At 72.2% G+C, this 16,251-nt stretch carries 14 protein-coding genes; 7 read left to right on the top strand and 7 right to left on the bottom strand.

The genetic code is table 11. The features are described from left to right. The first annotated feature begins 18 nt into the window (after positions 1–18). Positions 19–1,176, top strand: a complete 1,158-nt coding sequence (locus ABIC29_RS04365) for a glycosyltransferase (RefSeq protein ID WP_116081002.1) — start codon at positions 19–21, stop codon at positions 1,174–1,176. Here the strand turns inward: ABIC29_RS04365 and ABIC29_RS04360 are convergent. The 7 genes from ABIC29_RS04360 to ABIC29_RS04330 are packed head-to-tail and all read right to left on the bottom strand — an operon-like array spanning position 1,125 to position 8,946. Continuing rightward, complete coding sequence (locus ABIC29_RS04360; RefSeq protein ID WP_199471335.1) at positions 1,125–2,084, bottom strand: glycosyltransferase family 2 protein; 960 nt, start codon at positions 2,082–2,084, stop codon at positions 1,125–1,127. The genes ABIC29_RS04365 and ABIC29_RS04360 overlap by 52 nt on opposite strands. Before the next feature lie 40 nt (positions 2,085–2,124). Further along, the gene (locus ABIC29_RS04355) at positions 2,125–3,093 is read right to left on the bottom strand and encodes a glycosyltransferase (protein WP_354243112.1); all 969 of its coding nucleotides are present in this window, start codon (positions 3,091–3,093) and stop codon (positions 2,125–2,127) included. Continuing rightward, complete coding sequence (locus ABIC29_RS04350) at positions 3,090–3,956, bottom strand: SGNH/GDSL hydrolase family protein (protein WP_354243109.1); 867 nt, start codon at positions 3,954–3,956, stop codon at positions 3,090–3,092. Before ABIC29_RS04350 ends, ABIC29_RS04355 begins: the two co-directional genes overlap by 4 nt. Beyond that, on the bottom strand, positions 3,953–5,608 hold the full coding sequence (locus ABIC29_RS04345) for a lipopolysaccharide biosynthesis protein (RefSeq protein WP_354243106.1): 1,656 nt from the start codon (positions 5,606–5,608) through the stop codon (positions 3,953–3,955). The genes ABIC29_RS04350 and ABIC29_RS04345 overlap by 4 nt, the downstream gene beginning before the upstream one ends. After that, entirely contained in the window at positions 5,605–6,465 is an 861-nt protein-coding gene (locus ABIC29_RS04340; protein WP_354243103.1) for a glycosyltransferase family 2 protein, read from the bottom strand. The genes ABIC29_RS04345 and ABIC29_RS04340 overlap by 4 nt, the downstream gene beginning before the upstream one ends. Continuing rightward, positions 6,462–8,084 (bottom strand): O-antigen ligase family protein, encoded by a 1,623-nt coding sequence (locus ABIC29_RS04335; protein ID WP_354243100.1) that lies wholly within the window; start codon positions 8,082–8,084, stop codon positions 6,462–6,464. The genes ABIC29_RS04340 and ABIC29_RS04335 overlap by 4 nt, the downstream gene beginning before the upstream one ends. Positions 8,085–8,091: 7 nt before the next feature. Further along, complete coding sequence (locus ABIC29_RS04330) at positions 8,092–8,946, bottom strand: YveK family protein (protein WP_116080995.1); 855 nt, start codon at positions 8,944–8,946, stop codon at positions 8,092–8,094. Positions 8,947–9,208: 262 nt separating this feature from the next. Here ABIC29_RS04330 and ABIC29_RS04325 point away from each other — a divergent pair, with 262 nt between their 5' ends. The 6 genes from ABIC29_RS04325 (at position 9,209) to ABIC29_RS04300 (ending at position 16,243) form a co-directional block, all read left to right on the top strand. Then, positions 9,209–10,423, top strand: a complete 1,215-nt coding sequence (locus tag ABIC29_RS04325) for a glycosyltransferase family 4 protein (protein WP_354243097.1) — start codon at positions 9,209–9,211, stop codon at positions 10,421–10,423. Further along, positions 10,407–11,342: a glycosyltransferase family 2 protein gene (locus ABIC29_RS04320; RefSeq protein WP_158551766.1), complete on the top strand. Its 936-nt coding sequence runs from the start codon at positions 10,407–10,409 to the stop codon at positions 11,340–11,342. The genes ABIC29_RS04325 and ABIC29_RS04320 overlap by 17 nt, the downstream gene beginning before the upstream one ends. Next, the gene (locus ABIC29_RS04315) at positions 11,339–12,652 is read left to right on the top strand and encodes a wax ester/triacylglycerol synthase domain-containing protein (protein ID WP_116080992.1); all 1,314 of its coding nucleotides are present in this window, start codon (positions 11,339–11,341) and stop codon (positions 12,650–12,652) included. Before ABIC29_RS04320 ends, ABIC29_RS04315 begins: the two co-directional genes overlap by 4 nt. Before the next feature lie 4 nt (positions 12,653–12,656). Next, complete coding sequence (locus ABIC29_RS04310) at positions 12,657–13,256, top strand: acyltransferase (protein ID WP_199471332.1); 600 nt, start codon at positions 12,657–12,659, stop codon at positions 13,254–13,256. Then, the gene (locus tag ABIC29_RS04305) at positions 13,253–14,386 is read left to right on the top strand and encodes a glycosyltransferase (RefSeq protein ID WP_354243093.1); all 1,134 of its coding nucleotides are present in this window, start codon (positions 13,253–13,255) and stop codon (positions 14,384–14,386) included. The genes ABIC29_RS04310 and ABIC29_RS04305 overlap by 4 nt, the downstream gene beginning before the upstream one ends. Positions 14,387–14,479: 93 nt before the next feature. After that, positions 14,480–16,243, top strand: a complete 1,764-nt coding sequence (locus tag ABIC29_RS04300; protein WP_354243090.1) for a S8 family serine peptidase — start codon at positions 14,480–14,482, stop codon at positions 16,241–16,243. Positions 16,244–16,251 lie beyond the last annotated feature (8 nt).

The following is a 16,251-nucleotide window of genomic DNA, read 5'->3' as shown; positions in this document are numbered from 1 at the left end:
AGCAGATCGGACCAGCACATGACCGGATTGATCGTCCAGGAATGGATCGAGGAGTCGGGCGGCGCCGAACAGGTGCTCGACGGGCTCAGGTCGGCACTGCCGGATGCCCGCGTCGCGTGCCTCTGGAACGACGACCAGACGCGCTTCCCCGCGCACACCGTCGACGAGTCGTGGCTCGCGCGCACCCCGCTCCGCGGGCGCAAGGCCCTCTCGCTCCCCCTGATGTCCGGCACCTGGAGGCGGGGCTGGGGGTCGCTGGAGCCCGAATGGGTCGTCACGAGCAGCTACGTCTTCGCGCACCACGCCGGGTTCGGCACGTCGCGCGGCATCCCGAAGTTCTCGTATGTGCACACGCCGGCGAGGTACCTCTGGGAGCCCGACCTCGACAGCCGGACCGTCGTGCCGCTGGCCGGCCTCGCGCGGGCCTACCTGCGAGGGGTGGATCGCCGCGCCTCGGCGTCGTCCGGGTCGCTCGCCGCGAACAGCGCGTTCGTCCGCGACCGCATCCGGCGCGCGTGGGATCGCGACGCGCGGGTCATCCACCCGCCCGTCGACGCGGCGTCGATCGCGAGCGTGCCCGACTGGTCGGTGCACCTGGCGCCCGCCGAGCGCGAGCTCCTCGAGTCGCTGCCGGATCGCGGGTTCCTCATGGCGGCGTCGCGCCTCGTGCCGTACAAGCGCCACGACGCGGTGATCCGCATGGGCGCCCACCTCGGGATCCCCGTCGTCGTCGCCGGCTCCGGACCGGAGCGCGAGCGGCTCGACGCGCTCGCCGCGTCGGCACCGGTTCCGGTGCACGTGCTGGGGCGGGTCTCCGACGAGCTCATGCGGGCGCTGTTCCAGCGCGCGCTGGCGTTCGTGTTCCCGCCCGTCGAGGACTTCGGCATCATCCCCGTCGAGGCGATGGCCGCGGGCTGCCCGGTGATCGTCAACCGGGTGGGCGGTGCGGCCGAGTCGGTGATCGATGGCGTCACCGGGGTGCATTACGACCCCGACGACCCGAGCGGCTTCGCGGCGGCGGTCGAGGCCGTCAGGGCGATCGCTCCGGATGCCGCGCGGGCACGTGCGCTGGAGTTCGACGAGACCCGCTTCGTCGCCGAGGTGCGCGACTGGGTGCTGGGCGATCAGGCCGTCGCGAGCTCGCGTCCGAACAGCGTGGCCTCGGCCCGCGGGTAGCCGTCGAGCCAGTCGGCTCGGCGGCGCCACACGGTGCGCCACGGCGCCCTGCTGCGCCGGGTGAGGGTCTCGAGCCCTGCCCGGACGCCGACGCCCGTGACGAGGAGGAACACGCCGATCGAGGCGCGCACCGGCGACCAGGTCTTGCGGAGGAGCGTGACCTTGCCGGCCATGACCATGCAGCCCTTCGCCCCGCCGGCGTCGCTCGAACCGCCCACCTCGTGCACGATCTCGGCGGCGGGCACGACGACCCGCCGCAGGCCGGACCGGCCGGCCCTGAGGCTGAACTCGGCGTCCTCGCCGTAGAGGAAGTACTCCTCGTCCATGCCGCCGAGCCGCTCCCAGTCGTCGCGACGCGTGAGCAGCAGGCAGCCGGTGATGATCGGCACCTCGCGCACGGTGTCGCGCGGCCACGAGCCGAGCGACTCCGGGTCGAAGACCGGCGAGTGCTTGAAGGCCGTCGAGGCCATCGTGGCGAACATCGCGAGCGACCACAGGCTGGGAGCCCCCCAGCACGAGCTGGGGTCGACGGTGCCGTCGGGGCGCAGCGTGCGGCCGCCGAAGACGCCGTACTCGGGGTGCGTTCGTGCGAACCCGAGGAGCGCCCCGAGCGAGCCGGGCAGCGTGATCGTGTCGGGGTTCAGGAGCAGCACCCATGAGCCGGACGCCGCGCGCGCACCGAGGTTCACGCCGCGGGCGAAGCCGAGGTTCTCCCCCGCGGGGATGACCGTGACGGGGGCGTCGGCGAACCGCTCGCGGAACGCCTCGACGCTCCCGTCGGTCGAGCCGTTGTCGACGACGACGAGTTCGAGGTCGACGTCGGGCGATGCGTCGAGGACCGACCGCAGGCACGCGGCCGTCGCCTCGCGCGTGTTGTAGTTCACGACCACGATGCTGAGTTCCGGCACACTGTCTCCACTCACGGCTCGGTCCATGTCGCGTCGCGCCTCAGATGCTCACGGGCTCGAGGTCGTCGCGCCGCGTGACGCGCCAGCGGGACGCCTCCTCGAGGTCGGCCGCGGTGATCTCGTCGGCCGGGCGCACGATCGCGAGGCCGCGCTCGGCGAGGAACGCGGCCAGGTCGTCCTGGTGGGCGTCGACGTGCTCCCCGTGCCCGACCGAGCGCGCCGCGAGCACGGGCACCCGCCCGGCGCTGAGCGCGGCGAGCGCGGTGCCCGTTCCGGCGTGGCCGATGACGACGTCGGCGCGTTCGAGCTCGGCCGAGAGCACGGCCGACGGCACGGTGGGCTTCGCGTCGATCGCGAGGCCCGTGACATCCGTGGACCCGGTCTGCCAGAGCACCTCGGCGTCGGCGGGCAGGGCCCGCACGGCCGACTCGATGAGGCGGCGGAACCCGTACTCGCCGTTGCCGCCGACGGTCACGACCGCGCGTCCGATCGACGTCGTGACCGTGCCGGCTCCGGCCCCGGTCGCCGGCGCGTCGGGCACCGCCTCGACCTGGAACCCGTCGAAGACCGACAGCGCGTAACCCCACCGCTCCGACGTGCGATTCGGATACTGCACGTAGCGGCGGACGTTCGGGATGCGGTCGATGAGCTTGCCCGTCGTCGAGAGGTCGGTCACGCGCGTGGCGCTCTCGACGTAGCTGAACGGCACGCGTCGCAGGAGCGCGGGGATGAGCGCCGAGAGGGCGATCTGCGCCCCGGAGCTGACCACCCGGTCGACCCCGTGGTCCGAGAGCGCACGCGTCGCGATGCGGGTGTCGCGCAGCACGCCGATGGTGTCCCGGGGCGGCCTCGTCGGCACGTGCACGACCGTCTGGCCGTCGAGGAGGGATCGGCTCTGCGCGGTGTCGTCGGTCATCCAGACGACGTCGTCGCCCGCGGCGATGCGCGGTGCGAGCATGTGCAGCTGGGCGAGGTGCCCTCCGGAGATGGCCACGAGCATGGTGGTCATGCGACGCCCTTCTCGAGTGCCTGCCAGGCGATCTCGGCGATCACCTGCTGGCCCGTGATCGACGGGTGGAAGTGGTCGATCGAGGAGATCTCGTCGGTCGTGAACGGGTACGCGTAGACCGCCCCTTCGTCGTCGATGCAGCGTTCGGCGGCGGCGCAGACCTGTTGGATGACCGCGTTGTACTCGACGACCCTGGCCGCGACCGCGTCGCGCCGTTCGTTCGCCTCGGCGGAGTCGTCGTCGGCCGAGCCGAGCAGGTTCTTGCACGACGGACTGGAGTTCCACGCCTGCACCGCACCGCCGTCGCTGCGCCCGATCTCCCAGAGGTGGTGCAGGTCGGGCACCGAGAGCACGAGGATCGTCGCGCCGGGCACGTCGTCGTTCAGCCTCGTGAGCAGCTGCCCGAGCCGAGCCTCGTAGTCGGCCGTCGAGGTCATCTCGCCGAGGGTGGGCGCGCACGCGTCGTTGCCGCCGAGCAGCACGGTCACGAGCTCGGGCTGGGCGGCCACGACCTCGTCGGCGAGCCCGAGCGCGTCCTCGACGTCGCCGCCGTCCTTGGCCGCGTTCACCACGTTCGGTTCGGTTCCGGATGCCGCGGCCAGGCGTGCGGCGATCGAGCCGACGGCGGGGTCGCTGCCGCCAGACCACGACGCCTTCGCGCACTGCCCGGGCTCGGCGCAGGCGTTGACGCCGAGCGAGACCGAGTCGCCGAGGATCCCGAGGGTGGCCACGGTCGGCGCCCCGGTCGGCTGCTCGAGCTCGGTGAGGTCGGGCGGCGCCGCGGCGCTCGGGGCGCACCCGGCCAGCGCCGCGATCGCCAGCACGGCGAGCGCCGCGCCGAGGAGCTTCGAGGATCTCGTCACGAATCGGCCTTCCTGTGGTCGGTCGCCGGTTCGGCGAGCTGCCTGCCCGAGTCGCGCGGGTCGAGCAGGTCGACCGGGTCGCGCGGCTCGACCGGCTCGAGCAGGTCGACCGGGTCGCGGAGATCGGCCGGTTCGGCCGGCTCCGCCTGCGCCGCGGCATCCGCCCCGCCCTGGGCCCTGGCTGCGGCCGGCTTGCGCACCTGCTTGACGAAGCCGATGATCGCGGCGAGGTCGCGGCGATAGGCGGGGATCGCGAGGCAGAGGAACAGCGGCACGACGCCGGCTGCGGCGCCGAGGAGCAGCTGCACGATGTTCGGCAGCCCGTCGGTCAGGCGTTCGACGCCGTAGGCGGCGCCGAAGCAGAGCGGCGCGAGGATGACGGGCCGGTAGATCGGCTTGAGGATGTCGCCGACGCGCACGAACGTGCCGACGGTCGCGTAGTAGAAGCCGGGGATGAGCAGCACCATGGTGAGCAGGCCGTAGACGAGGGCGAGTCCTTCGACCCCCGCCCACCAGATGCCGAGGAAGTAGCCGGCGATCACCATCGGTCGGGTCACGAGGTAGTAGACGAGCTGGCGGTGCGCGCGCCCGAGCGTGATGTACAGCCAGCCGAGCACGCTGCCGATCGACTGGGCGATGCCGGCGATCGCGAGCAGGCTGAAGAGCGTCGCCGCCTGCTCCCACCCGGGCCCGAGCAGGATCGCGATGAGCGGCTCGGACACCGCGGCGGCCACCGCGTACACGGGGATCGTCAGGTACCCGATGATCATGAGCGCGCCGCGGATGTACCGGCGGTAGCGGTCGCCGTCGTCCTGCAGCTTGCTCAGCACGGGCAGCGCGACGCGGCCGAGCGTGCCGTTCAGCTGCTGCATCGGCAACAGGTAGAGCGCGTACGCACGCGAGTACTGGCCGAGGGCGGCCGGTCCCATCTGCTGGCCGATGATGACGTTGTCGGCGTTCTTCGCCGCGTAGTTCAGCAGCTGGACGCCGAAGATGCTGCCGCCGGTCGTGACGAGGGGCACGACGTCGCGCGAGATGTGCGGTCGCCCGAACTTCGGCCGCGACGCGACCCAGAGCGCGATGAGCCGGTACAGCTGGCCCGCGCCCGACATGACGACGAGCGACCAGACGCCCCATCCGAGCGCGGCGGCGCCGATGCCGAGCACGACGCCGCAGAGCATCGAGACGACGTCGATGTTCGCGAGCGTGCCGAACCTGAGGTCGCGCTGCACCCGCGCCTGCATGGGCATCGAGAGGCCGTTGATGAGCAGGATCGGCGCGATCGCGAGCGTGAGCGGGACCAGCCGCTCCTCGTCGTAGAGCAACGCGATGAGCGGGGCGCACGCGGCGATGAGCACCATGAGCCCGACGCCCAGCGCGACCGAGAGCCACATCACGCTCATCCACATGCGCTCGCTGAGCTTCTTGGCCTGGATGATCGCGCCGGTGAGCCCGAAGTCGCGCACGAGGTCGGCGACGCCGACGATGGCCGTGACCATCGCCACGAGTCCGAAGTCGGCCGGGGTCAGCATGCGCGCCAGCACGACGGTCGACGCGACCTGGATCAGCGTCTTGCCGCCGAACCCGCCCATCGTCACGAACACCCCGCGCGACGAGGTGTGCGCGAGCCGGTCGGTACCGGGGCCGCTCATGCCGTCACCCGGCTGGTGTCGTCGCGCGCCCAGTCCCGGGAGGCGTCCGCGACGATCGCCCGGTGCGCACGAACCCGCGGGATCGTCGAGGTCGCGCAGTACACGGCGAACGCGGGCCAGAGCGACGGGCGCCTCGCCACGCGGCGGATCAGGTTGCCCATCCGGTCTCCGATCGGGTCGTCGGACTGCAGTCGCTCGTCATCGGGGAGTTCGAGGTTGCCGCGCGCGATGCGCGTCGTCCTCCGCAGGTGCGAGCCGAGGGTCCGGGCGCTGCGCACCGTGAAGACGTGTCCGTCGAGCGTGCCGCGTTCGTCGAGCGCGAAGAGCTGCTGCACGTATCGGTCGTCGGCGATCACGTCGGGCCACGATCCGAACCGCTCGCGCCCGGCCTGCGAGAGCGCGTACACGCCCGACCCGATGTGACCCTGGCGGCGGTAGTCGGTCAACTCCCAGATGCGGTAGTGCGCCTGCACGGGCCACGAGGACGACGCGGTGTCGACCTCGAAGCGCGGCGAGGCGATGAGCGGGCCGTCCGGCCGGTCGAGCAGGTCGGCGAGCGCGAGCAGCGCCGGCAGGTCGAGGAGCACGTCGGCATCCACGTAGGCGCGCGGGAACGCGGTCGCCGCGGCATCCCCGGCCTCGAGGGCCGCGATCTTGGACGCGGTCTCGATCTCGACGACGCGCACGGTCGGCTCGAAGGTCCTGGCGATGCGCACGGTCGCATCGGTGCAGCCGTTCGCGACGACGATGATCTCGCACTCCGCCGCGCGCGGGTCGGCCACGAGCGCCTCGAGCAGCCGGCTGATGATGGCGGCCTCGTCGTGCGCCGGGATGACGATCGACATCCTCGCCGTCATCGCGTCGCCCCCTCGAGCGCGACGCCGGTGCCGGATGCCTCGTCGGCGCTCGGCTCGTCGACGGATGCCGCGGCCGCCGCGCGTTCGACGACCGGCCGCCTCGGCGCCTCGGTGAGCAGCCACGCGCCGACGGCGAGCAGGATGCAGAGGATGAAGAAGGTCTGGAAGAAGCCGAACGCGTCGTAGAAGAAGATCGCCGCGATGTAGCCCGAGATGGCCACGGCGATCGCGAGCGCGAGCACCGCGTGACGACGCTCCGCGGCCTGCGCGAAGGCGAACCGCAGCAGCATGATCGGGGGCACGAGCAGGAACACGGCGAGGCCGAGCACGCCGAGCGCGCCGGTCTCCATGAGGGTTCCGAGGAACTGGTTGTCGAGGATGAACGCGTTCGCCTCGTCGCCGATCACGATGCGGCTGCCGAACCCGCTGCCGAAGAACGGATGCTGCTGCACCTCGGCCATCGCCGGTTCGAGGTCGGCCAGGCGGCCGGCGCCGCCCATTCCGGCGGAGGTGTACTGCGAGGCGACGAGCGAGTCGACGTCGAGGAAGGACAGCACCATCGACTCGAACACCTTGGGCACGACGGCGGCCGCGAGCAGCAGCACGGGCAGGGCGAGCGCGAAGATCGCCCCGGCCACCTTCGGGTGGAAGACGAGCGTCACGAGGAACATGACCGCGAGCACGACCACCGCGGTCCGCGAGATCGCGGCCATGATGCCGCCGAAGAGCATGACGGTCGCGCCGCCGTAGACGATCTTGCGGTTGATCTCGTTGAGCGGCCAGGCCGCGTACTTCGCGAGGTAGATCGCGAGCGGGATCAGGATGCAGAGTGCGACCGCGAGGGCGATGGGATGCTGCGCCGAGCCGAACGCCCGTGCGACGCCGGCCCTGCTGACGTCGCCGCCCTCGCGGAGGAGGGTCAACGGCAGGAAGTTGCCGAGCACGAGGAACACGTTGAACCGTGAGAACCGCTCGATGAGCGCGAAGAACGAGACGACCACGCCGGCCCAGGTGACGAACGTGATCAGCAGCATGACGTCTCGCTCGCTGCGCAGCAGGAGGCGGAAGGCGTAGAAGACCGCGAGCATGAAGAGCATCTGGACGATGCCGCCGACGGCGGTGCCGATGAGCGCCTGGTTCGCGAGCCCCGTGACGTTGACGACGAACGACACCGCGATGGTCACGAGGAAGATGCCGATCGGCCATCCGAACGCGACGGGCCGCCAGCGCACCTCGGGCTTCAGGATCAGCGAGACCACGAGCGCGACGATCACGATGCCGAGCACGAGCCGGTAGGGCTCGAGCTGGAACGGCAGCGGGATCGGGATCGCGTACCGCCGGGCCGGAACGAGCATGATGACCGCGGCGAGGCCGATGATCATCGCCGTCCAGGTGAAGATGAACCGCCGGAGCAGCACGATCGCCGCGACGAGCCCGATCGCCGCTGCCGCCATGAGCGGCGGCAGCAGCAGCACGGCCGCGAGGGAGACGACCGCGAGCACGGTCGCCGCGGCGATCACGCGACGACGACTCGGCCGATCGGCTGCGGGCGGCGTCGGTCCGAGGCGCTGCTCGCCGTCGCGGGCGTCGAGCGCCCCCGGGGCGTGAGCGACGCTCATGCGAGCCTCAGTCCGACCGGGTGCCGGCGCCGACCAGGACCTGGTCGTCATCGGCGTTCTCGAGGTCCTCGGTGTCCGTCGCCTCAGGTGCGGCCTCCGCGGAGCCGCCGGCCGTGGTCGGCGCGCTCGAGCGTCGACGCGATCGGCTCCGCGTGCCGCGGTTCGAGCGCTTAGACCGGAAGGCGGCGAGCACGAAGGCCAGTGCGACGAAGCCGAGGAAGACCGCGAAGCCGGTCACGACGATCGGGATGGCGGGATTGCTCGTCTCGCCGGCCACCGCCGCGCCGGAGGCGAGGACCTCGAGCTCGACGCGGTTCTCGGGGGCGATCTGCTGAGCCGTCTGCTGGTCGCCGACGTAGCCGACGAAGACGTCCGTCGCCGTGGAGCTGAGCTCCTCGGCACGTTCAGGTGTCGCTGCGGTGCCCACGATCTGCAGGACCGGGAGCTTCAGCGAGCCGGGGAAGCGCTCGTCGCCGGCCGGCTGGGTCGTGCGGCGGATCGCGGTGATCGACTCGGTGTCCTCGTCGAGCTCTCCCGTGCTCGCCTCGACCTCGGAGATGATCTCCTCGCTCGAGACGAGGTACGCGTAGATCTGGGTCGAGGCCGCGAGGTCGAGCGGCTCGGGCGCGGTCACCCCCTCCTCGATGGTCTGGCCGGGGACCTGGGACTGGTAGAGGGTGTCGTTCGGACTCGTCACGAGCACGGTCGTGCTCGCCGTGTACGACTGGACCGCACGCGACTGGACCTGGCCGTTCGTGATGGTGAAGCCCGCGAAGAACGCGGCCACCACAGCGACGATCAGCCCGAACGCCAGCAGCCATTTGTAGCTCCACAGCGTCTGCAGGTACTTCGGAGTCTCCATGTGTTCGTCTCCCTCACGTTCGCGACAGGACTGTCGTGGACTGCCGATGCTCCCCGTTCCGATCGCTCGGAATCCGGTGCGCCATCGCAGTGAGATAGAGGAACACTTCGTCATGCTCATAGTGCGGCCGGGGTATTAACGACGTCACCGCTTTCTGTTGCGGGCCTGTTAACTCTCCGAGTCGAAACGACGCACGTCGTTGTGCCCGTCGCGCTCGACCTCGATGGTTGGAAGGACACAGTCGGCGTCACGGGGGTTTGCCATGGGCTCTACGAGATCGGCGAGGGACGGCGAGCGCTTCTCCATCCTCTACAGCTTCCCGCACGCCTTCGGTGCCCCCGGCATCGGGTGGACCGCCTGGAACCAGGTGAACGAGCTGGTGCGCGCCGGCCACGACGTGCACCTGGCGACCACGAGCATCGCGCGACCGGTCGACGGCCTCGCCTCCGTGGCGACCTCGCTCGAGGTCGCCGGACGGCGCATCCCGCATCGGGTCCTCGGCCGCGATCGCTCGCTCGCCTGGCACGACCGGTTCGCGGCGCGGGCCGTCGCCAGGCGCCGACCCGACGTCGTGCACGTCTGGCCGCTCGCCGCGACGCGCACCATCGAGGCGGCGCGGGCGCGCGGCATCCGCTCGTTCCGCGAGGTGCCGAACACGCACACGGCGAACGCCTACGAGGTCGTCGCGGCCGAGTCGGCCAGGCTCGGCATCGCACCGCGCGACGGGTCCTCGCATGCGGCCGACCCCGTGCGGCTGGCGACCGAGGAACGCGAGTGGGCCACCGCGACCGCGCTGCTCGTGCCCTCCGACGCCGTCGCGACCACGTTCCTCGACCGCGGATTCGACGAGTCCCGGCTGCGGCGGCACCGGTACGGGTGCACGCCGCCAGGCCCGGTCGACCGCCACGACGTCGACGGCGCCCCGCTGACCGCCGTGTTCCTCGGGCGGGTCGAGGCGCGGAAGGGCCTCCACTTCGCGCTCGACGCCTGGCTCGCCTCCGAGGCGAGCGAGCATGGCACGTTCCTGGTCTTCGGGGCGGTCGACGAGGCGTACCTCGCGGTGCTCGGCGATCGCCTCGCGCACCCGAGCGTCCAGCTTCGCGGCCTCACCGCGTCACCCCTCGACGAGCTCGCACGGGCCGACGTGCTCGTGCTGCCGAGCATCGAGGAGGGCAGCGCGCTCGTGACCTACGAGGCGCAGGCGGTCGGCTGCGTGCCGCTCGTCTCGACCGCGGCCGGCGCGCTGCTCGAGCACGACGTGCACGGCCTCGTGCACGAGACCGGCGACGTCGCGACCCTCACCGCCCAGCTCGACCTGCTCGCGAGCAGTCCGGAGGTCCTCGCGCGACTCCGTCGCGACGCACTCGCGCACGGTCCGCAGCTCACCTGGGCGGCGGCGGCGGCGAGCCTCGTCGAGGCGTACACGTCGCAGCCGACCCTCGCAGTGAATGGAATGGTGCGTGCCGACGCCGCGTGATCTGGCCGTCATCGTCTGCACGCGCAACCGTGCCACGATGCTCGGAGCCGCACTCGAGTCGATCCTGGCGTCCGTGCCCGGCGACGTCGAGGTGCTCGTCGTGGACTCCGCCTCCGACGACGGCTCGACCCGTGACGCCGCGATCGCCGCGGGCGCGGCGTACGTGCGCAGCGACATCCGGGGCCTCTCGATCGCCCGCGACCTCGGCCTGCGCACCAGCACCCGGCCGCTCGTGCTGTTCACCGACGACGACTGCGTCGCCGTGGCCGGCTGGATCGACCCGGTGCTCGAGCACTTCGGCGACGAGCTCGTGGGGGCCGTCACCGGGCGCATGCTCGACCACACGCTCGTCGGCACCGGCGGCGTCGCGCCGCCGAAGCGGTACACGCGCACCGTGCAGGGCATCGACGCCGGGCACGGCGCGGTCATGGCGTTCCGGCGCGAGCTCGTGCTCGAGCTCGGCGGATTCGACCCGGTGCTCGGCGCCGGGCGCAGGCTCGCCGGGGCGGAGGACCTCGACATGTTCTGCCGCGTGCTCGAGGCCGGGCATGCGATCGTGCACGACCCCTCCTGCGTGATCCACCACATGAACACCCGCCAGGGCGACTCGTACACGGAGCTGCACCACGGCTACGGCCTCGGGCTCGGCGCCATGGCCAACAAGCTCCTGCGCCTGCGCTTCACCGTCGGCGTCGCCGCACTGGCCGTGCTCCTGAAGCGCACGGGCGGCCGGGCGCTCCGACACCTCCGCGACCCCCGCAAGGGCAAGGCCGACCGGGCGATGCTGCGCGGCATCGGGCAGGGGTTCTTCGCCGGCGCCGGCATGCGCCTCGACGGCTCGACGTTCGTCGACGAGCATCCGCCGCCGACGACGCCCCTCGAGTCCCCGATCGATCGAGACCCCGGGAGGGCACGATGAGCGACCCCGAGGTGAAGGCCGAACTGATCGGCACGCTCGACGAGAAGTACGTGGCCAACGTGATCGCCTTCGAGTCGATGATCGCCGCGGCCGCGCTGATCCTCGACGGCGAGCGGATGCGCGGGGCCGACGGGGCGATCGACCTCGCCGCCGTGCAGGCCCGCCTCGCGGCGCTGACCTGGCAGGTTCCCGCGATGCGGCAGCGGCTCGCCCCCACGCCCCTTCGCGCGACGACGCCCGCCTGGGTGCCCGTCGCGGAGATCGACATCGCGAAGCACGTGACGCTGCATCCGAGCATCGAGCCCGACGACCCGAAGCGGGTCGAGATCCTCACGGGCCGCCTCAACGGACCCATGGACCTCTCGCGCCCGCTGTGGGACTTCCGCGTCGTCGAGCTGGACAGCGGCCGGGTCGCGATCGTCGCCCGCTACCACCACGTCATCGGCGACGCGCTCTTCGGCCTGAAGATCGGCGACGTGGTCGCCGGCACGACGCCGACGCCGTTCATTCCGGAGGTCACCGCTGCGGAGCGCGACGCCGTGGGCGTGGCCCCGCGAACCGGTGTCGGCATCCTCGCCATCGCCTGGCGCGCCTGGTGGGCCGACCAGGGCAGCCCGGGCGCGGCGTGGCACGAGTACTGGCGCAAGCCCTTCACCCGCCGCCTCCGCCGGTGGGGCGGCCGCGTCATCCGTCCCGTGAAGAATCGGGCGATCGTGACGTCGGGCGAGGCCGAGCGCCTGCTCGTGCCGCGCCACTCCCGCTCCCTGGAGGTCGAGCTCGGGCCGGCGATGAAGCTCGCGTACCGGCTCGGCGGCACGATCCACGACCTCACCGTGGCGGCGACCCTCCGCGCCGTCGCGATGCTCGAGCCCGACTCCGAGACGGTGTCGCTGCTCGTGCCGATCTCACGTCGCACGCGAACGGATGACGCGGCGCGCAACCACATCAGCATCGTGAAGGTGACCGTTCCGACCGCCGACCCGCTCGAGCTCGTGGTGCCGTCGGTGCGGGCGCAGGTGCAGGCCGCCGTCGACGACCGCTCGCATCGCGACCTCGGCGCGGCCGACTGGCGGGGCTACGCGACCTACATCACGTGGGGCCCGAAGCAGCGGTTCTTCGGCGAGGCGCCCATCGCGTCCGTCACGGGCTGGCCGGCCGGCGACCCCCGCGACGACCTCGCCTGCCTCTCGTGCTCGTACGGCAGCACGCTCTCCATCTCGGTGACCGCGCGCGCGACGACCGACGTCGACGCCGTGCTCGCCGTGATCGCCGAGTCCTTCTCGGGCGTGCCCTCGATCGTCGGGCGGTGACCTGATGCCCAGACTCTCCGGCGCCGCCCAGTCGCTCCTCGACCTGCGCACCTACCTGCACGCGTTCCGGCTCGCGCATTTCTCGAGCTACTCGCATGTCCGCCAGGTGCGCCGCCTGCAGCTCGGCGAGGGCGTCTCGATGGCCCCGAACGTGTCGTTCCGCAACGCGGAGCGCATCAGCATCGGCGCGGGCAGCCACATCGGCGAGCACTCGGTGATCTGGGCCGGCAACGACACGGGTCGCATCGTCATCGGCGAGAAGTGCCTGTTCGCGCCCAACGTGACGCTCACGGCGTCGAACTACGGCATCGTGCAGGGCGAGGTCGCGATCATGGACCAGCCGAAGGTCGAGCAGGACATCGTGATCGGCGACGGCGCCTGGCTCGGCGCGAACGTGGTCGTGCTCGCCGGCGTCACGATCGGGGCGGGCGCGGTCATCGCCGCGGGGGCCGTGGTGACGAAGGACGTCCCGGCCCAGGCGATCGCGGGCGGCGTGCCCGCGAAGCTGATCGGCGAGCGGCCGAAGGCGGATGCCGGGCGTCCGACCGAGGATGCCGGGCTGCCGACGGCCGATTCCGGCGTTCCGACGGCGGTGCGGGCATGACGGCCGAGCGCGGGTCCGCCGCGGCCGACCGCCCGCTCGTGATCGAGGCCGAGCCGGCCTTCCGCACGGCGCACGCGAATCCGTACAACGCGCGCCTGTACTCGACGATCGCCGCCGAGGGCCACACCGTGCGCGACCTCTCGTACCTGCGCCTGTTCACCCGGCCGGTCGACGTCGTGCACCTGCACTGGCCGGAGCTGACGTTCCTCACCGGGCGGCGGTGGCGCGTGCTGGCTCGACTGCTGCTGTTCCGCGCCGGACTGCGCGTCGCGCGGCTCCGCAACGACACGAAGCTCGTCTGGACCGTGCACAACGTCGCCTCGCACGAGCAGCGCTCGACGCCGCGGTTGCGGGCCATGCACCGCCGGCTGCTCGTCGAGGAGGTCGACGCGCTGGTCTCGCTCAGCGCCGGCGGCCTCGATGCCGCCCGCGAGGCGTATCCCGAGCTCGCCGGCAAGCCGGGCACGGTCACGCCGCACGGCCACTACCGGCTCGACTACGACGTCACCGTTCCGAAGGCGCAGGCGCGCGCCGAGCGCGGCATCGACGCCGACGCGCTCGTCGTCGCCTCGGTCGGCATGATCCGCAGCTACAAGAACATCCCCGACCTCGTGCGCACGGTCGTCGGCGGCGATGACGAGGTGCGCCTCGTGATCGCCGGAAAGCCGGCGGGGGCCGAGCTCGCGGCCGAGATCGTCGCGGCGGCCGATGCCGACCCGCGCGTGCTCCTCGATCTCGCGTTCCAGTCCGACGCCGCGATCATGGCCTGGATCAGGGCGTCGGATGTCGTGGTGCTGCCGTACCGGGCGATCCAGAACTCCGGATCGGCGATCCTCGCCCTCTCGGCCGACCGCCCGGTCGTCGTGCCGGCGCTCGGCGCGATGCGCGAACTGCAGGAGCTGGTGGGCCCCGACTGGGTGCGCTGCTACGACGGCGACTTCGACGCGGCAGAACTGGCCCGCACCCTCGAGTGGGCCGCGACCCCGCGCCCGGATCGGGCGCCGCTCGATCGACTCGACTGGGGCGGCATCGCCCGCGAGACGGTCGCCGCGTATCGGCGGGTGCGTGATCCCGCATGGATCGACGATCCGCTTCCCGAGGCGGCGGCACCCGCGCCCGTGAACCGCTGAGACGGCCCGCCGACGCTCCGCCGTCGGCCCGCCGGATCCCCGTAGCCCTGCACCGTCATCCACTCGAAGCACCCGACAGAACCGAGGAGCACGATGTCCGAACTCGAGTCCCCGCCGCGATCGACGAGCCGCATCGGCCGCCGCGTCGCCGCGCTCGCGAGCCTGGCCGCCGCCGTGGTCGCCACCGCGGCCTTCATCGTCGCACCGGCCTCGGCGGCCGAGCCGCCGGCAGCGGGCGCGTACACGGTGACGTTCACGGATGTCGCAGCACGCGACGCGGCGATCGGGTCGACCGGCGTCGTGCCCACCCGCCTGTACGACTCCATCTTCGCCGGATTCTCCGCCACGCTGTCGTCGGAGCAGGCCGCCTCGCTCGACGGCGACGCGTCGGTGCTCGGCCTCATGGCCGAGGCGCCGGTGACGGCGCTCGCGCAGACCGTGCCGCCCGCGGTCGGGGCCGTGGAGGCCGACGAGCCGCCCGTCCGTGCCGGCAGCGGTGCCGCGTGGAACGGCCCTGGCGTCGCCGTGATCGACTCCGGGGTGAGCACGCACGCCGACCTCAACCTCGCGACGGCCGTCAACTGCCTGCCGACGGGGACCGCGGCCGACGGCGACGGACACGGAACCGGCGTCGCCGGCGTGCTCGGCGCGATCGACAACACGACCGGCATCCTCGGCACCGCGCCCGGCGTGCCGATCCATTCGGTGCGCGTGCTCGGCGACGACCTGCTCGGCACCGTGCAGTCGCTGCTCTGCGGACTGGAGTGGGTGGCCGACAACGCCGCGGCGAAGGACATCGCCGTGGTGAACATGAGCATCGCGTACACGGGAACGGATGACGGCAACTGCGGCCGGACGAACGGCGACGCCGTGCACCAGGCCGTCTGCGCGCTGACCGAGGACGGCATCTCGATCGTCGCCGGCGCCGGCAACTCGAGCAGGGACCTCGCGCTCTACTCGCCCGGCAACTTCGACGAGGTGCTCGTGGTGACCAACATGGCCGACTTCGACGGCAGGCCCGGCGGACTCGGCACGGCTCCGTGCAGCGTGACCACGAAGGACGACGCCTACGCGGTCTCGACGAACTACGCGGTGAGCGCGGCCGATCAGGCGCACACGGTCGCCGCTCCCGGCGTCTGCCCGTACACGACGAAGAAGGGCAACCGGTACGGCTACGTCGCGACCGGCACGAGCATGGCGACGGGCGCCGCGAGCGGCGTCGTGGCCGCGTGCTACGCGTTCGGCCCCTGCGACGGGCGCTCGACCGACCAGGTCATCGACATCATCCGCAGCCAGGCCGCGGCCGCCGCCGCGCGCGGGCACGTCTTCACGGGCGACCCGACGAAGCCGGTCGCCGGCAAGTACTTCGGGTACCTCGTCTCGGCCGTGCCGTCGGGGTCGACGCCCACGCCGACGCCGACTCCGACGCCCACCCCGACGCCCACGCCGACGCCCACCCCGACGCCGACGCCCACCCCGACGCCGACGCCCACGCCCACGCCGACGCCGACTCCGACGCCCACTCCGACGCCCACCCCGACGCCGACGCCCACCCCGACGCCCGACCGCACGGCCCCGGTGGCCGCGATCACGTCGCCGGTCTCCGGCAGCACGGTGTCCGGGACATCCGTCGCCGTGTTCATCACCGCGACCGACGACGTGGGTGTCACCGCCGTCTCGCTGTGGGCAGGCACCACTAAGCTCGGCAACGCGACGAAGCAGGCGGACGGATCATGGCGCGCACTGATGAACTCGCGCCTGTATCCGAACGGGGCCTACGGCGTTTCCGCCAGGGCGACGGATGCCGCGGGCAACGTCGGAACGAGCGCACCGATCACGATCGCGGTGCGCAACTGACTCCCGCG

Source organism: Agromyces sp. PvR057 (assembly GCF_040547485.1).
Lineage (GTDB): Bacteria > Actinomycetota > Actinomycetes > Actinomycetales > Microbacteriaceae > Agromyces.
This window is presented reverse-complemented; position numbering and strand designations above follow the sequence as displayed.